This is a genomic window from Parerythrobacter lacustris, from assembly GCF_024626475.1.
Classification (GTDB): domain Bacteria; phylum Pseudomonadota; class Alphaproteobacteria; order Sphingomonadales; family Sphingomonadaceae; genus Parerythrobacter_A; species Parerythrobacter_A lacustris.
Genome location: NZ_JANKHH010000007.1, coordinates 301,296 through 317,386, shown reverse-complemented (window position 1 = coordinate 317,386; position 16,091 = coordinate 301,296). Strand labels below are relative to the sequence as shown.

Annotated in this window: 16 protein-coding genes and 1 tRNA gene; 8 read left to right on the top strand and 9 right to left on the bottom strand. The window is 64.9% G+C overall.

All coding sequences use genetic code 11. The annotated features are described in order from the left end of the window. Positions 1-21 precede the first annotated feature (21 nt). The 8 genes from NSO95_RS13390 (at position 22) to NSO95_RS13355 (ending at position 7,203) form a co-directional block, all read left to right on the top strand. Positions 22-873 (top strand): sulfurtransferase, encoded by an 852-nt coding sequence (locus NSO95_RS13390; RefSeq protein WP_257596795.1) that lies wholly within the window; start codon positions 22-24, stop codon positions 871-873. Continuing rightward, entirely contained in the window at positions 873-2,081 is a 1,209-nt protein-coding gene (gene metC / locus NSO95_RS13385; protein ID WP_257596794.1) for a cystathionine beta-lyase, read from the top strand. The genes NSO95_RS13390 and metC overlap by 1 nt, the downstream gene beginning before the upstream one ends. Continuing rightward, complete coding sequence (locus NSO95_RS13380; RefSeq protein WP_257596793.1) at positions 2,078-3,136, top strand: mechanosensitive ion channel family protein; 1,059 nt, start codon at positions 2,078-2,080, stop codon at positions 3,134-3,136. Before metC ends, NSO95_RS13380 begins: the two co-directional genes overlap by 4 nt. A gap of 133 nt (positions 3,137-3,269) precedes the next feature. After that, positions 3,270-4,082 carry a uroporphyrinogen-III C-methyltransferase gene (gene cobA, locus NSO95_RS13375; protein ID WP_257596792.1) on the top strand — a complete coding sequence of 271 codons (813 nt, stop codon included), beginning with the start codon at positions 3,270-3,272 and terminating at the stop codon, positions 4,080-4,082. Beyond that, the gene (locus NSO95_RS13370) at positions 4,079-4,375 is read left to right on the top strand and encodes a DUF2849 domain-containing protein (RefSeq protein WP_257596791.1); all 297 of its coding nucleotides are present in this window, start codon (positions 4,079-4,081) and stop codon (positions 4,373-4,375) included. Before cobA ends, NSO95_RS13370 begins: the two co-directional genes overlap by 4 nt. Next, positions 4,375-6,006 carry a nitrite/sulfite reductase gene (locus tag NSO95_RS13365; protein ID WP_257596790.1) on the top strand — a complete coding sequence of 544 codons (1,632 nt, stop codon included), beginning with the start codon at positions 4,375-4,377 and terminating at the stop codon, positions 6,004-6,006. Before NSO95_RS13370 ends, NSO95_RS13365 begins: the two co-directional genes overlap by 1 nt. Beyond that, a complete protein-coding gene (locus NSO95_RS13360) occupies positions 5,999-6,424 on the top strand; it encodes a DUF934 domain-containing protein (RefSeq protein WP_257596789.1) in 426 nt (141 codons plus the stop codon). Before NSO95_RS13365 ends, NSO95_RS13360 begins: the two co-directional genes overlap by 8 nt. Further along, positions 6,421-7,203 carry a phosphoadenylyl-sulfate reductase gene (locus NSO95_RS13355; RefSeq protein ID WP_257596788.1) on the top strand — a complete coding sequence of 261 codons (783 nt, stop codon included), beginning with the start codon at positions 6,421-6,423 and terminating at the stop codon, positions 7,201-7,203. The genes NSO95_RS13360 and NSO95_RS13355 overlap by 4 nt, the downstream gene beginning before the upstream one ends. A 145-nt stretch (positions 7,204-7,348) precedes the next feature. On the opposite strand, the gene NSO95_RS13350 is transcribed toward NSO95_RS13355, so the two are convergent. The 9 genes from NSO95_RS13350 to NSO95_RS13310 form a co-directional block, all read right to left on the bottom strand. Further along, positions 7,349-8,257, bottom strand: a complete 909-nt coding sequence (locus tag NSO95_RS13350; RefSeq protein ID WP_257596787.1) for an NAD-dependent epimerase/dehydratase family protein — start codon at positions 8,255-8,257, stop codon at positions 7,349-7,351. Further along, positions 8,254-9,387 carry a glutamate 5-kinase gene (gene proB, locus NSO95_RS13345; RefSeq protein ID WP_257597050.1) on the bottom strand — a complete coding sequence of 378 codons (1,134 nt, stop codon included), beginning with the start codon at positions 9,385-9,387 and terminating at the stop codon, positions 8,254-8,256. Before proB ends, NSO95_RS13350 begins: the two co-directional genes overlap by 4 nt. A 7-nt stretch (positions 9,388-9,394) precedes the next feature. Then, the gene (gene obgE, locus NSO95_RS13340) at positions 9,395-10,450 is read right to left on the bottom strand and encodes a GTPase ObgE (RefSeq protein WP_257596786.1); all 1,056 of its coding nucleotides are present in this window, start codon (positions 10,448-10,450) and stop codon (positions 9,395-9,397) included. Positions 10,451-10,544: 94 nt separating this feature from the next. Then, positions 10,545-10,620, bottom strand: a tRNA-Ala gene (locus NSO95_RS13335). Positions 10,621-10,700: 80 nt separating this feature from the next. Continuing rightward, positions 10,701-11,633 (bottom strand): hypothetical protein, encoded by a 933-nt coding sequence (locus tag NSO95_RS13330; protein ID WP_257596785.1) that lies wholly within the window; start codon positions 11,631-11,633, stop codon positions 10,701-10,703. A gap of 217 nt (positions 11,634-11,850) precedes the next feature. After that, a complete protein-coding gene (locus NSO95_RS13325) occupies positions 11,851-12,627 on the bottom strand; it encodes a Bax inhibitor-1/YccA family protein (RefSeq protein ID WP_257596784.1) in 777 nt (258 codons plus the stop codon). A gap of 114 nt (positions 12,628-12,741) precedes the next feature. Continuing rightward, positions 12,742-13,548 carry a pyrroline-5-carboxylate reductase family protein gene (locus NSO95_RS13320; protein WP_366519012.1) on the bottom strand — a complete coding sequence of 269 codons (807 nt, stop codon included), beginning with the start codon at positions 13,546-13,548 and terminating at the stop codon, positions 12,742-12,744. A 28-nt stretch (positions 13,549-13,576) separates the two neighbouring features. Beyond that, positions 13,577-14,083, bottom strand: a complete 507-nt coding sequence (locus NSO95_RS13315) for a type III secretion system chaperone family protein (RefSeq protein WP_257596782.1) — start codon at positions 14,081-14,083, stop codon at positions 13,577-13,579. 128 nt (positions 14,084-14,211) lie between these two features. Next, complete coding sequence (locus NSO95_RS13310) at positions 14,212-15,978, bottom strand: SPOR domain-containing protein (protein ID WP_257596781.1); 1,767 nt, start codon at positions 15,976-15,978, stop codon at positions 14,212-14,214. Positions 15,979-16,091 lie beyond the last annotated feature (113 nt).

The following is a 16,091-nucleotide window of genomic DNA, read 5'->3' as shown; positions in this document are numbered from 1 at the left end:
GATGCGCGCTAGGCAAGTCGCATGGACCTGCTTGTTTCAACCCAATGGCTTGCCGACCGCATTTCCCGGGGTGGCATTGCGATCCTGGACTGCTCGGCGCACCTGCCCGCAGCTGGTCGCGATGCGAAGGCCGAATTTGCCGAGCACCACATTCCGGGCGCTCGTTTCCTCGATCTGGCGTCGCTGAACGACCCTGAGAGCGAAGCCCCTTCCGCCTTGCCCCGCGCGAGTCAAATCGCAGAGCGGCTCGGGGCGCTGGGTGTCGTGCCCGGCCAGCCGATCGTGCTCTACGACCATTCGCTGCTGCGTTCCTCGGCGCGCGCCTTTTTCGCGCTCGACCGGGCGTGCGTGACTGACCTGGCACTGCTCGACGGCGGGTTCGAGAAATGGCTCACAGAAGGCAGGCCGGTCGAGCAAGGCGAGGCTGCGGCCGCGCCGACGGATTTTGGCTGTGTGACCTGCGATGATGAGCGGGTCCGCAGCAAGGCGGACATGCTTGCCAACCTCCAGAGCCGGCGCGAGCAAGTGGTCGATGCGCGCGATGCGGATCGCTTCACCGCCGCCAGCGAAGATATGGTGCACGGCCTGGCTGGCGGGCACATTCCGGGGGCGCGCAACCTCTTCTTCCGCAAGCTGTTCAGCGCAGACGGGACATTCAATGCGCGGGAAGACCTCGCGGCCGAATTTGCTGCCGCCGGGATCGATCCCGCCGCGCCGATGATCGCGAGCTGCGGCAGTGGAATGACCGCCTCGGTGGTCCTGTTCGCGCACCGCCTGCTCGGCCAGACGCATGGCGCGCTGTATGACGGGAGCTGGGCGGAATGGGGTGCCGATCCCGCGACGCCGAAGGAGACCGGGGAAGCGCGCGACTGATGGCGGCGGACTCAGACAAGCAGGGCCCCGGCACGCGGCTTGTCACCGCCGGGCGGCGCAAGGAATGGACCGGGCCGGTAGTCAACCCGCCGGTATGGCGCGCGAGTACGCATCTCTATGCCAGCGAGGCGGAACGCAAGGCGGGTGGCGCACCGAACGAGGATGGCCGGTTCTACTACGGTCGGCGCGGCGGACCGACGCAATGGGCGCTGAGCGACGCGCTGACCGCAATCGAACCGGGGGCATTCGGGACGGTGCTCTACCCTAGTGGGGTGGCGGCAATCGTCGGTGCCTTGCTGGCGGTGCTCAGGCCCGGCGATGTGGTCCTGGTGACCGACAATGCCTACGAGCCGACGCGCCTCGCCGCGCTCGGCCTGCTCAGGAACATGGGCATCGAAGCGCGCTTCTTCGACCCGCTCGATACAACGGGCTTTCCCGGCGAATTCTGCGACCGCACCCGCGCAGTCATGCTCGAGGTCCCCGGCAGCCTGACGATGGAAATGTGCGACATCCCCGCTCTCGCCGCCATCGCGCGCGAGCACGGCGCGGTGAGCATTCTCGACAACACCTGGGCCTCGTCGCTCGGCTTCCCCGCTCTTCAGCGCGGCTGCGATATCAGCGTCATGAGCCTGACCAAGCATGTCGGTGGCCATTCCGACCTGATGATGGGCAGCGCCAGTGCGGGCGAGAAGTATTACCGCCGCCTGCGCCAGACAGCACAGGCCCTCGGCCACGTCGTCTCGCCCGACGATGCCTCGCTCGCGCTGCGCGGATTGAGGACGATGGGCGTACGGCTGGAGAAAAGCACCGCCTCGGCCGTCGCAATCGCGCAATGGCTGGGGGCGCGGCCCGAAGTGGCCCATGTCTTGTGCCCGATGCTTCCGGGCTCCCCGGATCATGCGCTTTGGCAGCGGGACTTCACCGGCGGCTGCGGATTGTTCAGCTTCGTGCTCAAGGGCAGCGACGAAGCAGCGCGCGCGCAGTTCATCGACGCACTGGAACTTTTCGGGATCGGCTATAGCTGGGGCGGGTTCGAGAGCCTCGTGATCCCGTTCGATCCTTCGTCGATCCGCACGGCCACGCCTTGGCCGCCAAACGAATGGGATACAGGCGACCGGTTAGGCGTTCGTCTATCGATCGGTCTCGAAGACCCGGAAGACCTGATCCGCGACCTGGAACAAGGGTTCGCCGCCATGGAGCAGACATGACGACAACCTCCGCGCAGACCCCGGCCGATACGCCGACCACCACTGCAACTCCGGCCGCAACGCCCACTGTCACTGAAGTCCCCGGAGATCCGGTCACCGCCTCCGAAAACATCAGGGACGCTGTCGGCGCGAAGAGCCAGACCTTCGGCAGCGTCGTCGACACGATGGATGCGATGGCGATCGAGGTCGGGACCATGCGCATTTCGGCGTGGGACGGTCTGGTGATGATCGGCATCATCTTCTTCGTCATTGCCCTCGCGTGGTTCGGCAGCCGCTTGAGCGCGAAATTGATCCGGCGCATGAATCGGCTCGACCAGACCCAGTCGCTGCTGATCGAGAAGATCGTCACCATCGCGATCTGGGGCGCGGCATTCTTCCTTGGGATTGACCTGCTCGGTATCGACCTGACCGCGCTGGCGGTGTTCTCGGGCGCGTTCGGCCTGGCGATCGGCTTCGGCCTCCAGAAGACCTTCGGCAATCTCATCGCGGGGATCATCCTGTTGATGGACAAGTCGATCAAGCCGGGGGACGTGATCGCCGTGGCGGATCAGGCCGGGGTCTCGACCTTCGGCCAGATCCGCAAGATCGGCATCCGGGCGGTCTCGATCACTACGCGCGACCAGAAAGAGTATCTGATTCCCAACGAGAACCTGATGATCAACCAGGTCGAGAACTGGTCGTACTCGAGCAAGAACGTGCGGATACAGGTCCCGGTCGGGGTGTCCTACAACTGCGACATCAAGATCGCCGAAAAGCTGATGCTCGAAGCAGCGAAGGCCAGCAAGCGCGTGCTCGCCAGCCCGCCGCCGACCGTGTGGCTCGACCAGTACGGGGCAAGCTCGGTCGATTTCATCATCCATTGCTGGATCTCCGACCCGGAAGAAGGCGTCGGCAATATCCGCAGCGAAGTGCTCAAGCGTCTGTGGGACCTGTTCCAGGAAGCCGGGATCGAGATCCCCTACCCCCAGCACGATATCCACCTGCGCAGCAGCGCGCAGCTCGACCAGCTCGTCGCCGCGATCGCCCAACGGTTGGAAGACAAGCCGAAAGGCTAGCTTCCCGGCGCGCAAGCCCCGCTTCTGAAATTACTGCTTCCACGCAGCGAAGCGCCGATTTCAAAATCGAAACTTGCTGTCCTGCCAGCCATTCTCGTTGGCGGTTTCCTACCGGCGTCCCGAATAGGGGAGCATGGAAAAATCTGGCACAGTCTATCTCGTCGGCGCGGGTCCGGGTGATCCGGACCTCCTGACCTTGCGCGCCGCGCGGCTGATCGAGCAGGCAGCAATCATCGTCCATGACGGGCTGGTCGATCCTTCGATCCTCGCCATGGCACGACCCGACGCGTTGATGGTCTCGGTTGCCAAGCAGCGTTCGAAGCACACCTTGCCGCAGGACGATATCAATGCGCTGCTGGTGCGCGAAGCGCGAGCCGGGCGCGATGTGGTGCGGCTCAAGGGCGGCGACCCGTTCGTCTTCGGCCGCGGCGGCGAGGAAATGGAGGCCTGCCTTGCGTCGGGCGTGCCGGTCGAGATCGTACCCGGCGTAAGCGCGGCGAACGGCGCGGCGGCGGCGGCGGGCATTCCCCTCACGCACCGCGACGCAGCGAGCATTGTGAGCTTCGTGGCCGGCCAGTGCAAGGGACTGGCCGACCAGAACTGGGCTGGCCTTGCGGGCAAGGGCCGCACGCTGGTGATCTACATGGGCGTGAAGACCGCGCCGCAAATCGCCGAGAAGCTGATGGCCGACGGCCTTGCACCCGATATGCCGGTGGCGGTGATCGAGAACGGCGCGCGCGCCAACATGCGCGTGCTGCGCGGGCTGCTCGCCGGCTTGCCCGACCTCATCGAGCGCGAGCGCGTCGTGAGCCCGGCGCTGATCGTGATCGGCGAAGTGACGGATCGCCTCGGTCGTCGTCCCAGCGAAAGCTGGGACCGTTCGGCGGTCATGAGCGAACTCGATATCGATCCCAGCCTTCGCTGGGATGACGGAGTGAACCAATGAAAATCCTCACCGGCAACGACCTGAAGAGCGGCGCTGTGATCTGGTGGACAGGGCACGACTGGTCGCTCCATGTCGAAGACGCGGTCAATGTCGGCGAGCGGGCCGACGAGATCGCCCGGCGCGAGGAGGCTGCGCGCCGGGTTAACGCGCCCTATGCGATCGACGCCGAACTGCGCGACGGCAGGGTGCGCCCGGCGCATATCAAGGACCGCATCCGCGCGCTCGGCCCCACCGTGCGCCCCGACCTGACCCTCAAACCCGCCGACCCCGAAGCACGGCACTGGGTGATCTGATGTACAAATACGACCAATACGACCAGCAGATGGTCGATACCCGCGTCGAGGAATTCCGCGACCAGACCGCGCGGCGGCTGGCCGGCAAGATCAGCGAGGACCAGTTCAAGCCGCTGCGCCTCACGAACGGGCTCTACCTGCAGCTGCATGCCTATATGCTGCGCGTCGCCATTCCCTATGGCACGCTCGACAGCCGCCAGATGCACGCGCTGGCGGATATCGCCGACCGCTACGACCGCGGTTACGGCCATTTCACCACCCGGCAGAACATCCAGTACAACTGGATCAAGCTGGCCGAAGCGCCCGACCTGCTGGCCGATCTCGCCAAGGTCGAGATGCATGCAATCCAGACCAGCGGGAACTGCATCCGCAACATTAGTTCGGACCATTTCGCCGGTGCGGCAGCCGACGAGCTGGTCGATCCGCGCCCCTATGCCGAGCTGCTGCGCCAGTGGTCGAGCTTCCACCCCGAATTCAGCTATCTGCCGCGCAAATTCAAGATCGCGGTGATCGCCAGCGACACCGATCGCGCGGCGATGAAGCTGCACGATATCGGCATCCAGATCGTGGAACGGGACGACGCGCTGGGCGCGGCATTCTATGTCGGCGGCGGCATGGGCCGTACCCCGATGGTCGCGCCCAGCATCCGTGACTTTGTGCCGCTCGACCAGTTGGTGACCTATTCCGAGGCGTGCCTGCGGGTCTACAACCGCTACGGCCGGCGCGACAACAAGTACAAGGCGCGGATCAAGATCCTCGTCCACGAACTTGGCGCGGAGGAATACGCCCGCCAGGTCGAGGAAGAATTCGCGCATCTTCTCGGCCAAGGTGTCGAACCACCGTTGGCCGAGCTGGAACGGATCAAGACCTATTTCGCCGATCCGGCGTTTCAGGATGCTTCAAACGACACGATCGACCGCAGCGACCCGGATTTCGCGCTGTGGGTCGACCGCAACACCGTGCCGCACAAGCGCGAGGGCTATGTCTCGGCGGTGATCAGCCTCAAGCCGGTCGGCGGTATCCCCGGCGATGCGACCGCGCGGCAGATGCATGTGATGGCCGAACTGGCGAAGTCCTATTCGTTCGACGAGTTGCGGGTGATGCATACGCAGAACATCGTCCTGCCGCATGTCCGCAAGGCGCAGCTTTACACGCTGTGGCAGACGCTCGAGGCGGAGGGCATGGGCGCACCCAACCTCGACACGATCGAGGACATCATCGCCTGTCCCGGCCTCGATTATTGCAGCCTTGCCAATGCGCGCTCGATCCCGGTTGCGCAGAAGATTTCCGAGCGCTTTGCCGAGACGGGCAAGACCGCCGAGCTGGGCGAGCTCAAGCTCAAGATTTCTGGCTGCATCAACGCCTGCGGGCATCACCATGCAGGTCACATCGGTATCCTCGGCGTCGACAAGAAGGGGACGGAAAACTACCAGCTCCTCCTCGGCGGCAGCGAAGCGGCGGACACCTCGCTCGGCAAGATCACCGGCCCCGGTTTTAGCGAGGACGGGATCGTCGACGCGGTCGAGAAAGCCACCGACGTCTATCTGCGCGAACGCTCCGACGGCGAGCGCTTTCTCGACACCTACCGCCGTATCGGCATGGAACCCTTCAAGGAGGCGCTCTATGGCTGAGCTCATCCGTTATCGCGACGACGAAGCCGTCGATCACCCGGCAGTCACCGTCGACAGCTTTCTTGACCAGTCGAACGCCAATGCCGTTAGGGTTGAACCCGGCGACGATGCGCGTGCGCTGATCCCGCACCTGACCCAACTGAAGCTGGTCGAAGTGAACTTCCCGGCGTTCGGCGACGGGCGCGGCTATTCCTCCGCCCGCATCCTGCGCGAAGCCGGATACACCGGAGAGCTGCGCGCAGTGGGTGACGTACTGGTCGACCAGGTCGCCTATATGCGCCGCTGCGGCTTCGACGCGTTCGAGCCCGATGCGGCGCTCGACCCGGGCGATCTGGCGGCGGCGCTCGATCGCTGGCCCGAGGTCTACCAGCCGACCGGCGACGGTCGCCAACCGATCTGGTCGAAGCGGCACGCATGAGCCAGCTGCGCGCCATCGACCGGATCGACACCGGGCCGCGCTTTTCGGAAGATGACGCCGTGCGCCTCAACCGCATGTTCCGCGGGCAGGACACGCGCGAAATGCTGCGCAATCTGGTCGAGGACGACATGGTCGGCGAACTTGCCACCGTTTCGAGCTTCGGCGCGGAAAGCGCTGTTCTGCTGCACCTGATTGCCGAAGTTGCGCCGGGATTGCCGGTGCTGTTTCTCGAGACGGGCAAGCATTTTCCCGAGACCCTCGCCTATCGCGACGAACTGGTGCAGCGGCTGGGCCTCAAGAACCTGGTCAACCTCCACCCCTGTCTCGCCGAACTGGAAATGCGCGACGAAAGCGGGCTGCGCTGGTCCTACGATCCCGATGGCTGCTGCGAGATCCGCAAGGTCAAGCCGCTCACCCGCGCGCTGGCGGGATATGATGCCACGCTGACCGGGCGAAAGGCGTTCCAGTCCTCGACCCGCGCCAATTTGCCGCGCTTCGAGATCGATACTTCGGATGCGCAGGGGCGGCTCAAGATCAACCCGCTGATCGACTGGACCGCTACCGATGTCGAAGCCTATTTCGAAGAACACGACCTGCCACGCCACCCGCTGGTCGCGCAGGGCTACCCCTCGATCGGCTGTTCGCCCTGCACCCACAAGGTCGAACCGGGCGAGGATCCGCGCTCGGGCCGGTGGAAAGGCTGGGACAAGACCGAATGCGGCATTCACCAACCGGGCGACGATGCCGGGCTGCCTCCCGGGTACGAGCCGTTTCTCTAAGACTTTCTGCTTGGGGTAATGACTTGTCATCCCCGCGAAGGCGGGGATCCAGGGCGCGACCTGTCCCATGGATTCCCGCGTTCGCGGGAATGACAAGGATGGGAGAAGTGGATCGACCAGGGGAATCCGCTGGAGTAGCCTTTGATCAAAGCCAGCCTTCGCGGCGGTACCATTCGGCGGTTTGCTTGATGCCCTGTTCGCCGGAAATCTTCGGCGTCCAGACACTCGCCGGTACAGCCCGATCCGACCGCGCCACCCAGTTCGGGTGACACATGTAGCCCACGCGATCAGCCGTCAGCTTGGCCTTGTCTCCGCGCAGCATCCGGTCGGCGCTGGCGGCGAGCTTGAGCACACCTTCGGGCAGGTGCGGCGCAAAGACCTTGCGACCCACGGCCTCGCCGATCGCGGCGGCCAGTTCCTTGTGGCTCCAGCCGCCTTCGCGACCGTCATCGGGTTCGAAAGTTTTCTTCAAGACCAGCGCGTTGGCAGGCACCAAATCTAGCAACAGCGCGGCCAGATCGCGCGCGTGGATGATCGAGCTCGCCCCGCCGGGCGGGAGCGGCACGAAACCGAACTTCGCGGTCCGGAACATGTCGAGATAGTCGATGTCGCGCGGGCCATAGACGCCGGGCGGGCGCACGATGGTCCATTCGAGCCCGCTGGCCATGACCAGCTCCTCCGCCCGGGCTTTCGACGCGCCGTAGTGCGACAACTCGGGCTTGCGGGCCGAAAGCGAGGAGACGAACACCAGCCGCTTCGCCTTTGCCGTCTTGCACGCGGCGATCAAGCGTTCCGTGCCCGTAACATTGGCCGCTTCGAACTGCGCCGGATCGGGCGTGTTGGTCAGCCCCGCGATATGGATCACTGCATCGGCGCCCTCGACCAGCCGGTCGAGCGCCGCATTGTCCGACAGGCTCCCTTGCACCCATTCGACACTCTCGCGACCTGGCGGAGTTTTGCGCGCGAGCGACCGGATGCGAAGTCTACGTTCTTCCGCCACGTCGAGCACCATCTGGCCGACGAAGCCCGTGCCTCCGGTGATCGCTATGGTCACAACACCACCATATGGTCGCGGTGGATCACCGTCGGGCGGGGCGCATAGCCCAGCGCTGCCTCCTGCTGCTCTTCCCGCTTGCCGGCGATCGCCATGCAATCGGCGGAGGAATATTCGCACAATCCCTGCGCCAGTTTCGCACCCTTGAGCGACACCACCGTCACCAGATCGCCGCGGCGGAACGCGCCTGAAACGCCCACCATGCCCGCTGCGAGCAGGCTCGCCCCCGCCTTCAGCGCCGCCTCGCACCCGGCATCGACCCGCAGCGTGCCGGAGGGGGCGAGCCGCCCACCAAGCCATGCCTTGCGAGCCTTGTCGCTGCGCTGGGGCAGGAAGATCGTGCCGCGCGACTGCTCGACCGCGCGGGAGAGCGGGGCATCATGGGTACCATTGATAATGGCCAAAGCAATCCCGGCCCGCTCGGCGATTTGCGCGGCCTGCAACTTGGACACCATGCCGCCCGAACCGAGTCCTGAACCCGAGGTCCCCTGTGCCATGGCGAGGATTTCCGCGTCGATGCCGTTCACGATCTCGACCAGCCTCGCGCCTTCTTCGCCCGGCGCCCGGTCGTAAAGGCCATCGACATCGGACAGCAGCACCACCGCATCCGCTCCTGCGGCCTGCGCCACGCGCGCGGCCAGCCGGTCGTTATCCCCGAAACGGATTTCCTCGGTCGCGACACTGTCGTTTTCGTTGACGACGGGGATCACGCCCGCCTCGAGCAGGTGCGCGAAAGTGGCCGAGGCATTGAGGTAACGCCGCCGGTCCTCCAGATCATCGAGCGTGAGGAGCATCTGGCCTGCCGTAAGGCCCTGTGCCGCCAGCTTCCCCGACCACAGGCCCGCGAGCGCGATCTGCCCGACCGAGGCCGAGGCCTGCGCGGCGGCGAGGTTGCGGCGCGGGTTGAGGGTGGGATCGAGCAGTGCACCGCCCATGGCAATTGCCCCCGAGGAAACGACGATCACTTGCTGGCCGCCGCGCGCCATCGCCGCGATTTCACCCGCCAGCGTGTCGAGCCATTCGCGCCGCGCCTGCCCCACCCGGTCGACCAGCAGCGAAGAGCCGACCTTGAGCACCACCCGGCGCGCCTTGGCGGCATCGATCAGGTCGGGCAGCGTCTCGATCGCCACGGCGATGCTAGCCGAGCGGCGACCACTCGCCGTCGTCAAGCTCCTCGACTTCGGCGGCGTTGGTTTCGGTGCTGGTGCGGTCGGGCAGGTAGGACAGCACCGCGTCGAGCAGTTGCTCGATGCCCTGCCCCGTCGCGCCCGACACCGCGAAGACCCGGTCCGCCCCGGCTGCGCGCAGTTCATCGGCAAAGCCTTCGGCCAGCTCGGTATCGGCGAGGTCGATCTTGTTGAGCGCGATCAGCTGCGGCTTGTCGACCAGCCCGGCCCCATAGGCTTCGAGCTCGCCATTGACCGTGGTCATCGCCTCTGCCGGGTCCGCACCCGAGATGTCGACCAGATGGATCAGCACCCGGCAGCGCTCGATATGGCCGAGGAAGCGGTCTCCGATCCCCGCCCCGTCCGCAGCACCTTCGATCAGGCCGGGAATGTCCGCCAGCACGAACTCGCGCGCCTTGTGGCGCACCACGCCGAGTTTGGGCACCAGCGTGGTGAAGGCGTAAGCGCCGACCTTGGCCTTGGCGTTGGACACCGCGTTGATAAAGGTGCTCTTGCCCGCGTTGGGCAGCCCGAGCAGGCCGACATCGGCGAGCAACTTGAGCCGCAACCACACCCACTTCTCCTCGCCCGGCAGGCCGGGCTGATGCTGGCGCGGCGCGCGGTTGGTGCTGGATTTGTAGCTGGCGTTACCGCGTCCGCCCATGCCGCCTTCGAGGAACACGACCCGCTGCCCGACCTCGGTGAAGTCGATCAGCACCTCTTCCTTGTCCTCGCTCAGCACCTGCGTGCCGACCGGAACCTTGATCACGAGGTCCTCAGCCCCCGCGCCGGTCCGGTCCCGGCCCATGCCATGGGTGCCGCGCGCGGCCTTGAAGTGCTGCGCATAGCGGAAGTCGATCAGCGTGTTGAGCCCGGCGACCGCCTCAAACACGATATCGCCGCCCTTGCCGCCGTTGCCACCGTCGGGACCGCCGTATTCGACATAGGCTTCACGCCGGAAACTGACGGCCCCCGGCCCGCCCGCGCCCGAACGGAGGAAAATCTTGGCTTGATCGAGAAAATGCATAGCGGCTCAGGTAGGGGGTTATGGGCGAAAGTGCCAGCTTTGGACGCGGGGCGACACTTTCAGACAGCGACCCACCAGTTTCCGTACCGGAAACTGGTGGAGCCGAGGGGGATCGAACCCCTGACCTCGTCATTGCGAACGACGCGCTCTCCCATCTGAGCTACGGCCCCGTCCAGTTTCGTCGCCGAAGCGAAGGCCGTGCAATTTAGCGAACCGCCGCCGGGCTGCAAAGCTCAAAAATCGGGTCTGCTTACTGGCCTTCGTCCGGCTCTGGTGCCTGCTGGACCACCTCTCCGCTTTCGAACACGATGGGTCCGGCCGGACTGCTGGACGTGTCGGGCGCGGTCAGACTGAAGCCGGGATTCACGCCGATCGTCCCGTCCGCTGCACCCGGCGCATAGGTCACGCCCGGATCGCTCGAGGGAAGTTGCGACACGATCACCGGTTGCGACGCGGACATCGGCATCGAAGGAGCCACGTCCACCGTGTAGACGGTCGTCGAGGTATCCGCAGCAAAGCCGCTTTGCGGGGCTCCATCGGTGAAACTGTTGACCAGGACCGGCGGAGGCGGAGCGTACTCCGCATCCCAAAAGGCGACATTGCGCTGGTACTGCTCGTACGCAGAATAGAACCGCTGGAAAACCTGCTCGATCCGCGGCAGGCTCGCCAGCGCGAAGGCATCAAGGGTGTTACCATCGGTCAGCATATACTCGCGCGATATCGCCAGCGCGGTGTCGCAAAACTCGCCCTGCGTCGGCGGCAGGGCGTAGTAATTGTACACCTGCGTCATGTAGTCGTCCAAACTGTCGCGCCAGACGTTGCCGTGCCGGTTGCGGAACTCGCCTTCGACTGCGGTGTTGGTGCGCGAAAGCGAACGCTTGTTGCGCTCGAGCAGCAGGCTGTAAGCGGGCAATATCTCCGCATGCTCCGGTCTCTGGCAATTGAGTGCAGCGACATTGAGCGCAGCCCGCAGGTTCCACACGGTCTGCGAGCTTGAAAGCCCGTAGTTGACGGTCCGCCGGATGCCATACTCGTCCGCCGCAGGGATATACATCCCGGTTGTCGCGCCGTCAGGGGGGGTGGGGCGCGGGGGGACATACTTCACCACGGGCGGCGGCGGCGGAATCACCACTACCGGTGCTGGAGGTGGGGCCGGTGTGGCACAGGCAGCCAGCACGGCCATGCCGGCCGCAACCGCAATCAACCGGATTCGTGAACGATTGCTCTCCAACATAAGGGGTGCATCCCTCCTCTCGCGCCCTTGGAAACCTCGCACAGGCAAGCTTTCGCTCGCCTGAAGCGCCACCCTAGATAGTTAACCCGGCAAAGAAAATGCCCGGAATGCGCTGGGCATTCCGGGCATTGAAATGTGAGTCTTTCGGGTAACTATCCCGATGCCGTCATTCCTGGTTGCCGAGGAAGCTCAGCAGGAACTGGAACATGTTGATGAAATCCAGATAGAGCGTCAGCGCCCCGAGGATCACCATCTTGCCTATCGGGTACTGCGCAGCGACGGCCGGGTTGGTCATCCCGGCGTGACGCACTGCGAGATACTCGGCCTTGAGGCGCTGGGTATCGTATGCGGTCAGACCGGCGAAGATCAGCACGCCCAGAGCGCTGATGCCGAACATCAGCGCCGACGACTGCAGCCAGATGTTGAGCAGCGAGGCGATGATCAGCCCGACCACGCCCATGATCAGGAAGCTGCCGAAGCCCGACAGGTCCTTCTTGGTGGTGTAGCCGAACAGGCTGAGACCGGCGAAGGCGGCCGAGGTCGCGAAGAACGTCACCGCGATCGAACCCATGCTGTAGACGAGGAAGATCGTCGACAGCGACAGGCCCATGACCGTCGCGAAGGCCCAGAACATGCCTTGCAGGGCGAAAGTGCTGAACTTGTTGCGGCCGAAGCTCATCGCCAGCACGATGGCCAGCGGCGAGAGGATGATGACCCAGGTGAGCAGGCCACCAGTCATAATCTGCTGCGCCATACCCGACTGGGCGAACAGCAGCGCGACAATGCCGGAAAGCAGCACGCCCGAAGCCATGTAATTGTAGATCGAGAGCATATGCTTGCGCAGGCCCTCGTCCATCACGGTCCGCTCGCCGAGCTGTCCGTCGATGCCGGGTGCGCTGCCAACGCCCATGCCCGTGCGGCGGGGGTCGTTCCAATCTGCCATTGCGATCCTAACTCCATTCATCCGGGGCCCCGATAGGCCACGGTTCATGGGCGCAATATCGTGAGTGGCAGGCCAATTATCAAGCGAAACCGGACATGTTGCGTGCTTTGCAAGTTAATGCTTCTCGCGCGCCTCCGCCGCCATCTCCTGCCCCCGGTCCCGTGCAGCGCGCAGACAGCGAGTGACAAGCGTATCGAGCGCGCCATCCGCGTCCAGCACGTCGAGACCCTTCTGGGTCATTCCGCCCGGGCTGGCGACGCGCCGCGCCAGTTCCTGCGGCGGGTGGGGCGAAGCTGCGGCGAGCGCCGCCGCCCCTTCGACCATCGCCACCGCCAGCCTTTGCGCCTGATCCGCCGGCAGCCCGAGCTCACCCGCCCCCGCCGCAAGCGCGTCGATGAAGCGGTAGACGAATCCCGGGCCCGACCCTGCGAGCGCCGTGGCAAGATCGAACTGGCTCTCGTCATCGAGCCATTCCGCAGTGCCGATCTCTTCAGCCAGCGCGGTAACCGAGCCGCAGCCTTCTGCATCCAGTCCGCGCGAAATCAACGCATTGGGCGACTTTCCGAGAGCCGATGCGAGGTTGGGCATGAACCGGACCACTCCGCGCGCACGCGGGAAGCGGCGCGCGAGACTTTCAAGCTCAACCCCGGCAAGCACCGACAGAATGACCGTTCGCGGCCCGGCCAGCGGCTCCAGATCCGCAGCAATCTCGTCGATTATATAGGGTTTGATGCCCAACAGGATCGCATCGAATTGCGTGCCCGGAAAATGGTTGTGGACCTTCAGTCCATGATCGACTTCGGTTTTGCGGGGGTGATAAACTTCGAACTGCGAGGCGGGACTCCCGGCCGCCAGCCAACCGTCGACCATTGCGCCGGTCATGGTGCCGAACCCGACGATGAGGATCTTTTCGAATGCCAAAATTCGCTCCATTCTTCCGGAGCCGGACCTAGGCTTCGCCGTGAGCGTCCACAAGGGCGCTGTCGAGCGCTTCGCGCGGGCTGCGATCGCTCCACAGGACGAACTGGAATGCGGGATAAAACCGGTCGCATTCGTCGACCGCCGTCTCGACCAATGCCTGCGCCTGGTCGAGGCTCAGCATTCCATCGTCGCCCAGCATCGCACCGTTGCGATAGACCAGCACGCCACCTTTGGACCAAACATCGAAATGGCCCAGCCAGAGCTGTTCGTTGACCAGCGCCAGCAACTCGTAAGCTGCGCCGGTCTTGTCCTTCGGCACCCGCACATCAGGCAAACAAAGCACCTGCAAAACATTGTCTTCGGCGCGCCAGATCGCCCGCAACTGATACTTGGCCCAGCTGCCCTGGATCTCGCCCGTGATCTCGTCCGCCGAAAGCGCCTGCACCGGCCACCCGCGCGCCTCGAACAGGGCGGCGAGCATGTCGACCGGGGCCGAATCGGCATCGTCCGCAAAACGTTCGTCGGCGAGTGTCATGTGCGGGGGGCCTTGCTCATTCCCGCTGGATGCCGCGCGAGAAGCTTAACGCGCAATGGCGGCAAGTGGCACTGCTGGGGAGAACTCATTTTGGCTGTTCACAGCCTGTGCAAAACGCTCGCTTGCACTCAGCCGAGCGGCTTGATCTCCTGCCCCTCGGGGCTGGTGTAAGTGAACCCTTCGATACCCTTTTCCTTGAGCAAGTTCAACGCTTTGCGAGCTTCCTGCAAGCTGGGATACGGCCCGGCGAGCAACCGGTTTGCTTCGCCCCATGGCGTAGTGTTCGGCTTGAGCTTGCCAAGCACATCGGGCGCCTTCCCGCTGAACCGTCGCCAGTCGAAACCGAGCGCCCTTAGGTCCTTGCCCGTCGCGACCTGTACCCAATGGCGGCTCGGATGGACAATCTTGGGAGTAGGCGGTGGAGCGGGCTTCTCGACCTCGCGCGGAGGCTTGATGCTGGTGATATCGACCCCGCCGCTGCTTGAGGGGACCGGCGGCGCGGCCTCTGCGAAAGCCGCAAAAGCCTCGGCGACGCTGAGAGTCTCCTCCACCTCAGCCGCTGTCGGCCCAGAGATGCTGGCCGCTACCGGAACCGATTCGACCCGGGCGATATCGAAGCCAGGCTCCGGGGCCGCAACAGTGCCGGTAACGGACATTGCCGGTTGCGATGCCTGGACTTCTCGTACGGCGATGCCCGTCGGCGGTGTCACCTCTGACGCTTCGGCGGCAGGCAGTTCGACCGGCGTCACGGGAAGTTCGCGCACTGCAATACCCGTGGGCGCGGCTGCCAGAGCTTGGTTTTCCGCTGGCTCGCTGGCCAAGATCTGCGCTGGCTGCGCCACCGCATCGCCGCTGTCATCCGTTGTTGGAGCGTCCCGTTCGATGCGACGGACCACCACGGCCGGTCGGCTGGTGCGCTGGAGGGGATCGGAGGCCTGCTCGCGCTCGGCACGGGCAACCTCGCGTCGCACCGATTCGGGCAAAGCAGAGGACGCTTCGGCAACCGGCTCGGCTGCGACACTCCGCCCGCGATCGGGCCGCCTGCGCTGGCTCGTCGTATCGACGCGCTGCCCGAGCGGTTCCCCTTGTGGAGCAAGACGCGCATCGGCGGTTCGGACCAGTCCCTTTTGCTCGCGGTACTGCGCGACTTGCGGAGTATCGCGCCCGATCTGTGCCGCGCGCGGGAAGACGCCGAGATTGCCTGCCGCGGCCTGCTGCGAAGGGGTGAGACGCTTCATGTAGCGCAAATAGGGTTCGATCCGGGCCGACATTTCGCGCGGCATCACCGCAGCTGCAATTTCAACCGCTTCATCATCTTCGCCGAGGATCGCAAGACCGAAAGCTCGTGTGCGGTAAGAGGCGGAATCGCCCCTGGCGACAAGCGGATTGAGCGTATTCTGGAACCCCTCCTTGTCACCCGCGATGGCAAGGCTGAGCGAAAGGCGGCGGCGCAGCTCGTCATCTTCAGCCAGAGTCAGACCCTTGCGGTATTCGGCTTGTGCGGAAACATTGTCGCCCACCAAATCGTAGGCGAGCCCACGGTCGAGCGCCACGCTGGCCATTTTCGCTCCAGCCTCTTCGGCGCTGTCGAACAATCCGATCGACTTGAGCGGATCGCGCGCGCGCACGGCCGCGCGACCCAGACCCAACAAGACACGCGGATTCCCCGGGGCCAGCGCCTCTGCGCGCAGGAAGAAACCCTCCGCCGCGTTAATGTCATCGAGGACCAGCGAAGCCTCGCCGGCGTCGAGCAGCGCTTCGACATCCTGCGGGTTTTGCGAAATGCGCCTCAGGGCTGCATTGAGCTGGCCCAGCTCCTTCGGCGGCAGCGGCTGTACGATCTCCTGCGCCGCCGCGACGGTGGGCCACGCCAGAAGTGCGGGTGACAGCGCCACACCCACCAAGGCAAGTAGATTGCAGTTCGACCTTGTCATGGGGGAGGCCCGCATAGCTGTGCCGGTTGCCCGGGTAAAGCAACGGATTGGATCCGCCGTTCTGAACGAAGACG

Coding starts and splice junctions, on each gene's coding strand:
- NSO95_RS13390 (WP_257596795.1), top strand. CDS start 22: ATGGACCTGCTTGTTTCAACCCAATGGCTTGCCGACCGCATTTCCCGG.
- metC (WP_257596794.1), top strand. CDS start 873: ATGGCGGCGGACTCAGACAAGCAGGGCCCCGGCACGCGGCTTGTCACC.
- NSO95_RS13380 (WP_257596793.1), top strand. CDS start 2,078: ATGACGACAACCTCCGCGCAGACCCCGGCCGATACGCCGACCACCACT.
- cobA (WP_257596792.1), top strand. CDS start 3,270: ATGGAAAAATCTGGCACAGTCTATCTCGTCGGCGCGGGTCCGGGTGAT.
- NSO95_RS13370 (WP_257596791.1), top strand. CDS start 4,079: ATGAAAATCCTCACCGGCAACGACCTGAAGAGCGGCGCTGTGATCTGG.
- NSO95_RS13365 (WP_257596790.1), top strand. CDS start 4,375: ATGTACAAATACGACCAATACGACCAGCAGATGGTCGATACCCGCGTC.
- NSO95_RS13360 (WP_257596789.1), top strand. CDS start 5,999: ATGGCTGAGCTCATCCGTTATCGCGACGACGAAGCCGTCGATCACCCG.
- NSO95_RS13355 (WP_257596788.1), top strand. CDS start 6,421: ATGAGCCAGCTGCGCGCCATCGACCGGATCGACACCGGGCCGCGCTTT.
- obgE (WP_257596786.1), bottom strand. CDS start 10,450: ATGCATTTTCTCGATCAAGCCAAGATTTTCCTCCGTTCGGGCGCGGGC.
- NSO95_RS13330 (WP_257596785.1), bottom strand. CDS start 11,633: ATGGCCGTGCTGGCTGCCTGTGCCACACCGGCCCCACCTCCAGCACCG.
- NSO95_RS13325 (WP_257596784.1), bottom strand. CDS start 12,627: ATGGCAGATTGGAACGACCCCCGCCGCACGGGCATGGGCGTTGGCAGC.
- NSO95_RS13315 (WP_257596782.1), bottom strand. CDS start 14,083: ATGACACTCGCCGACGAACGTTTTGCGGACGATGCCGATTCGGCCCCG.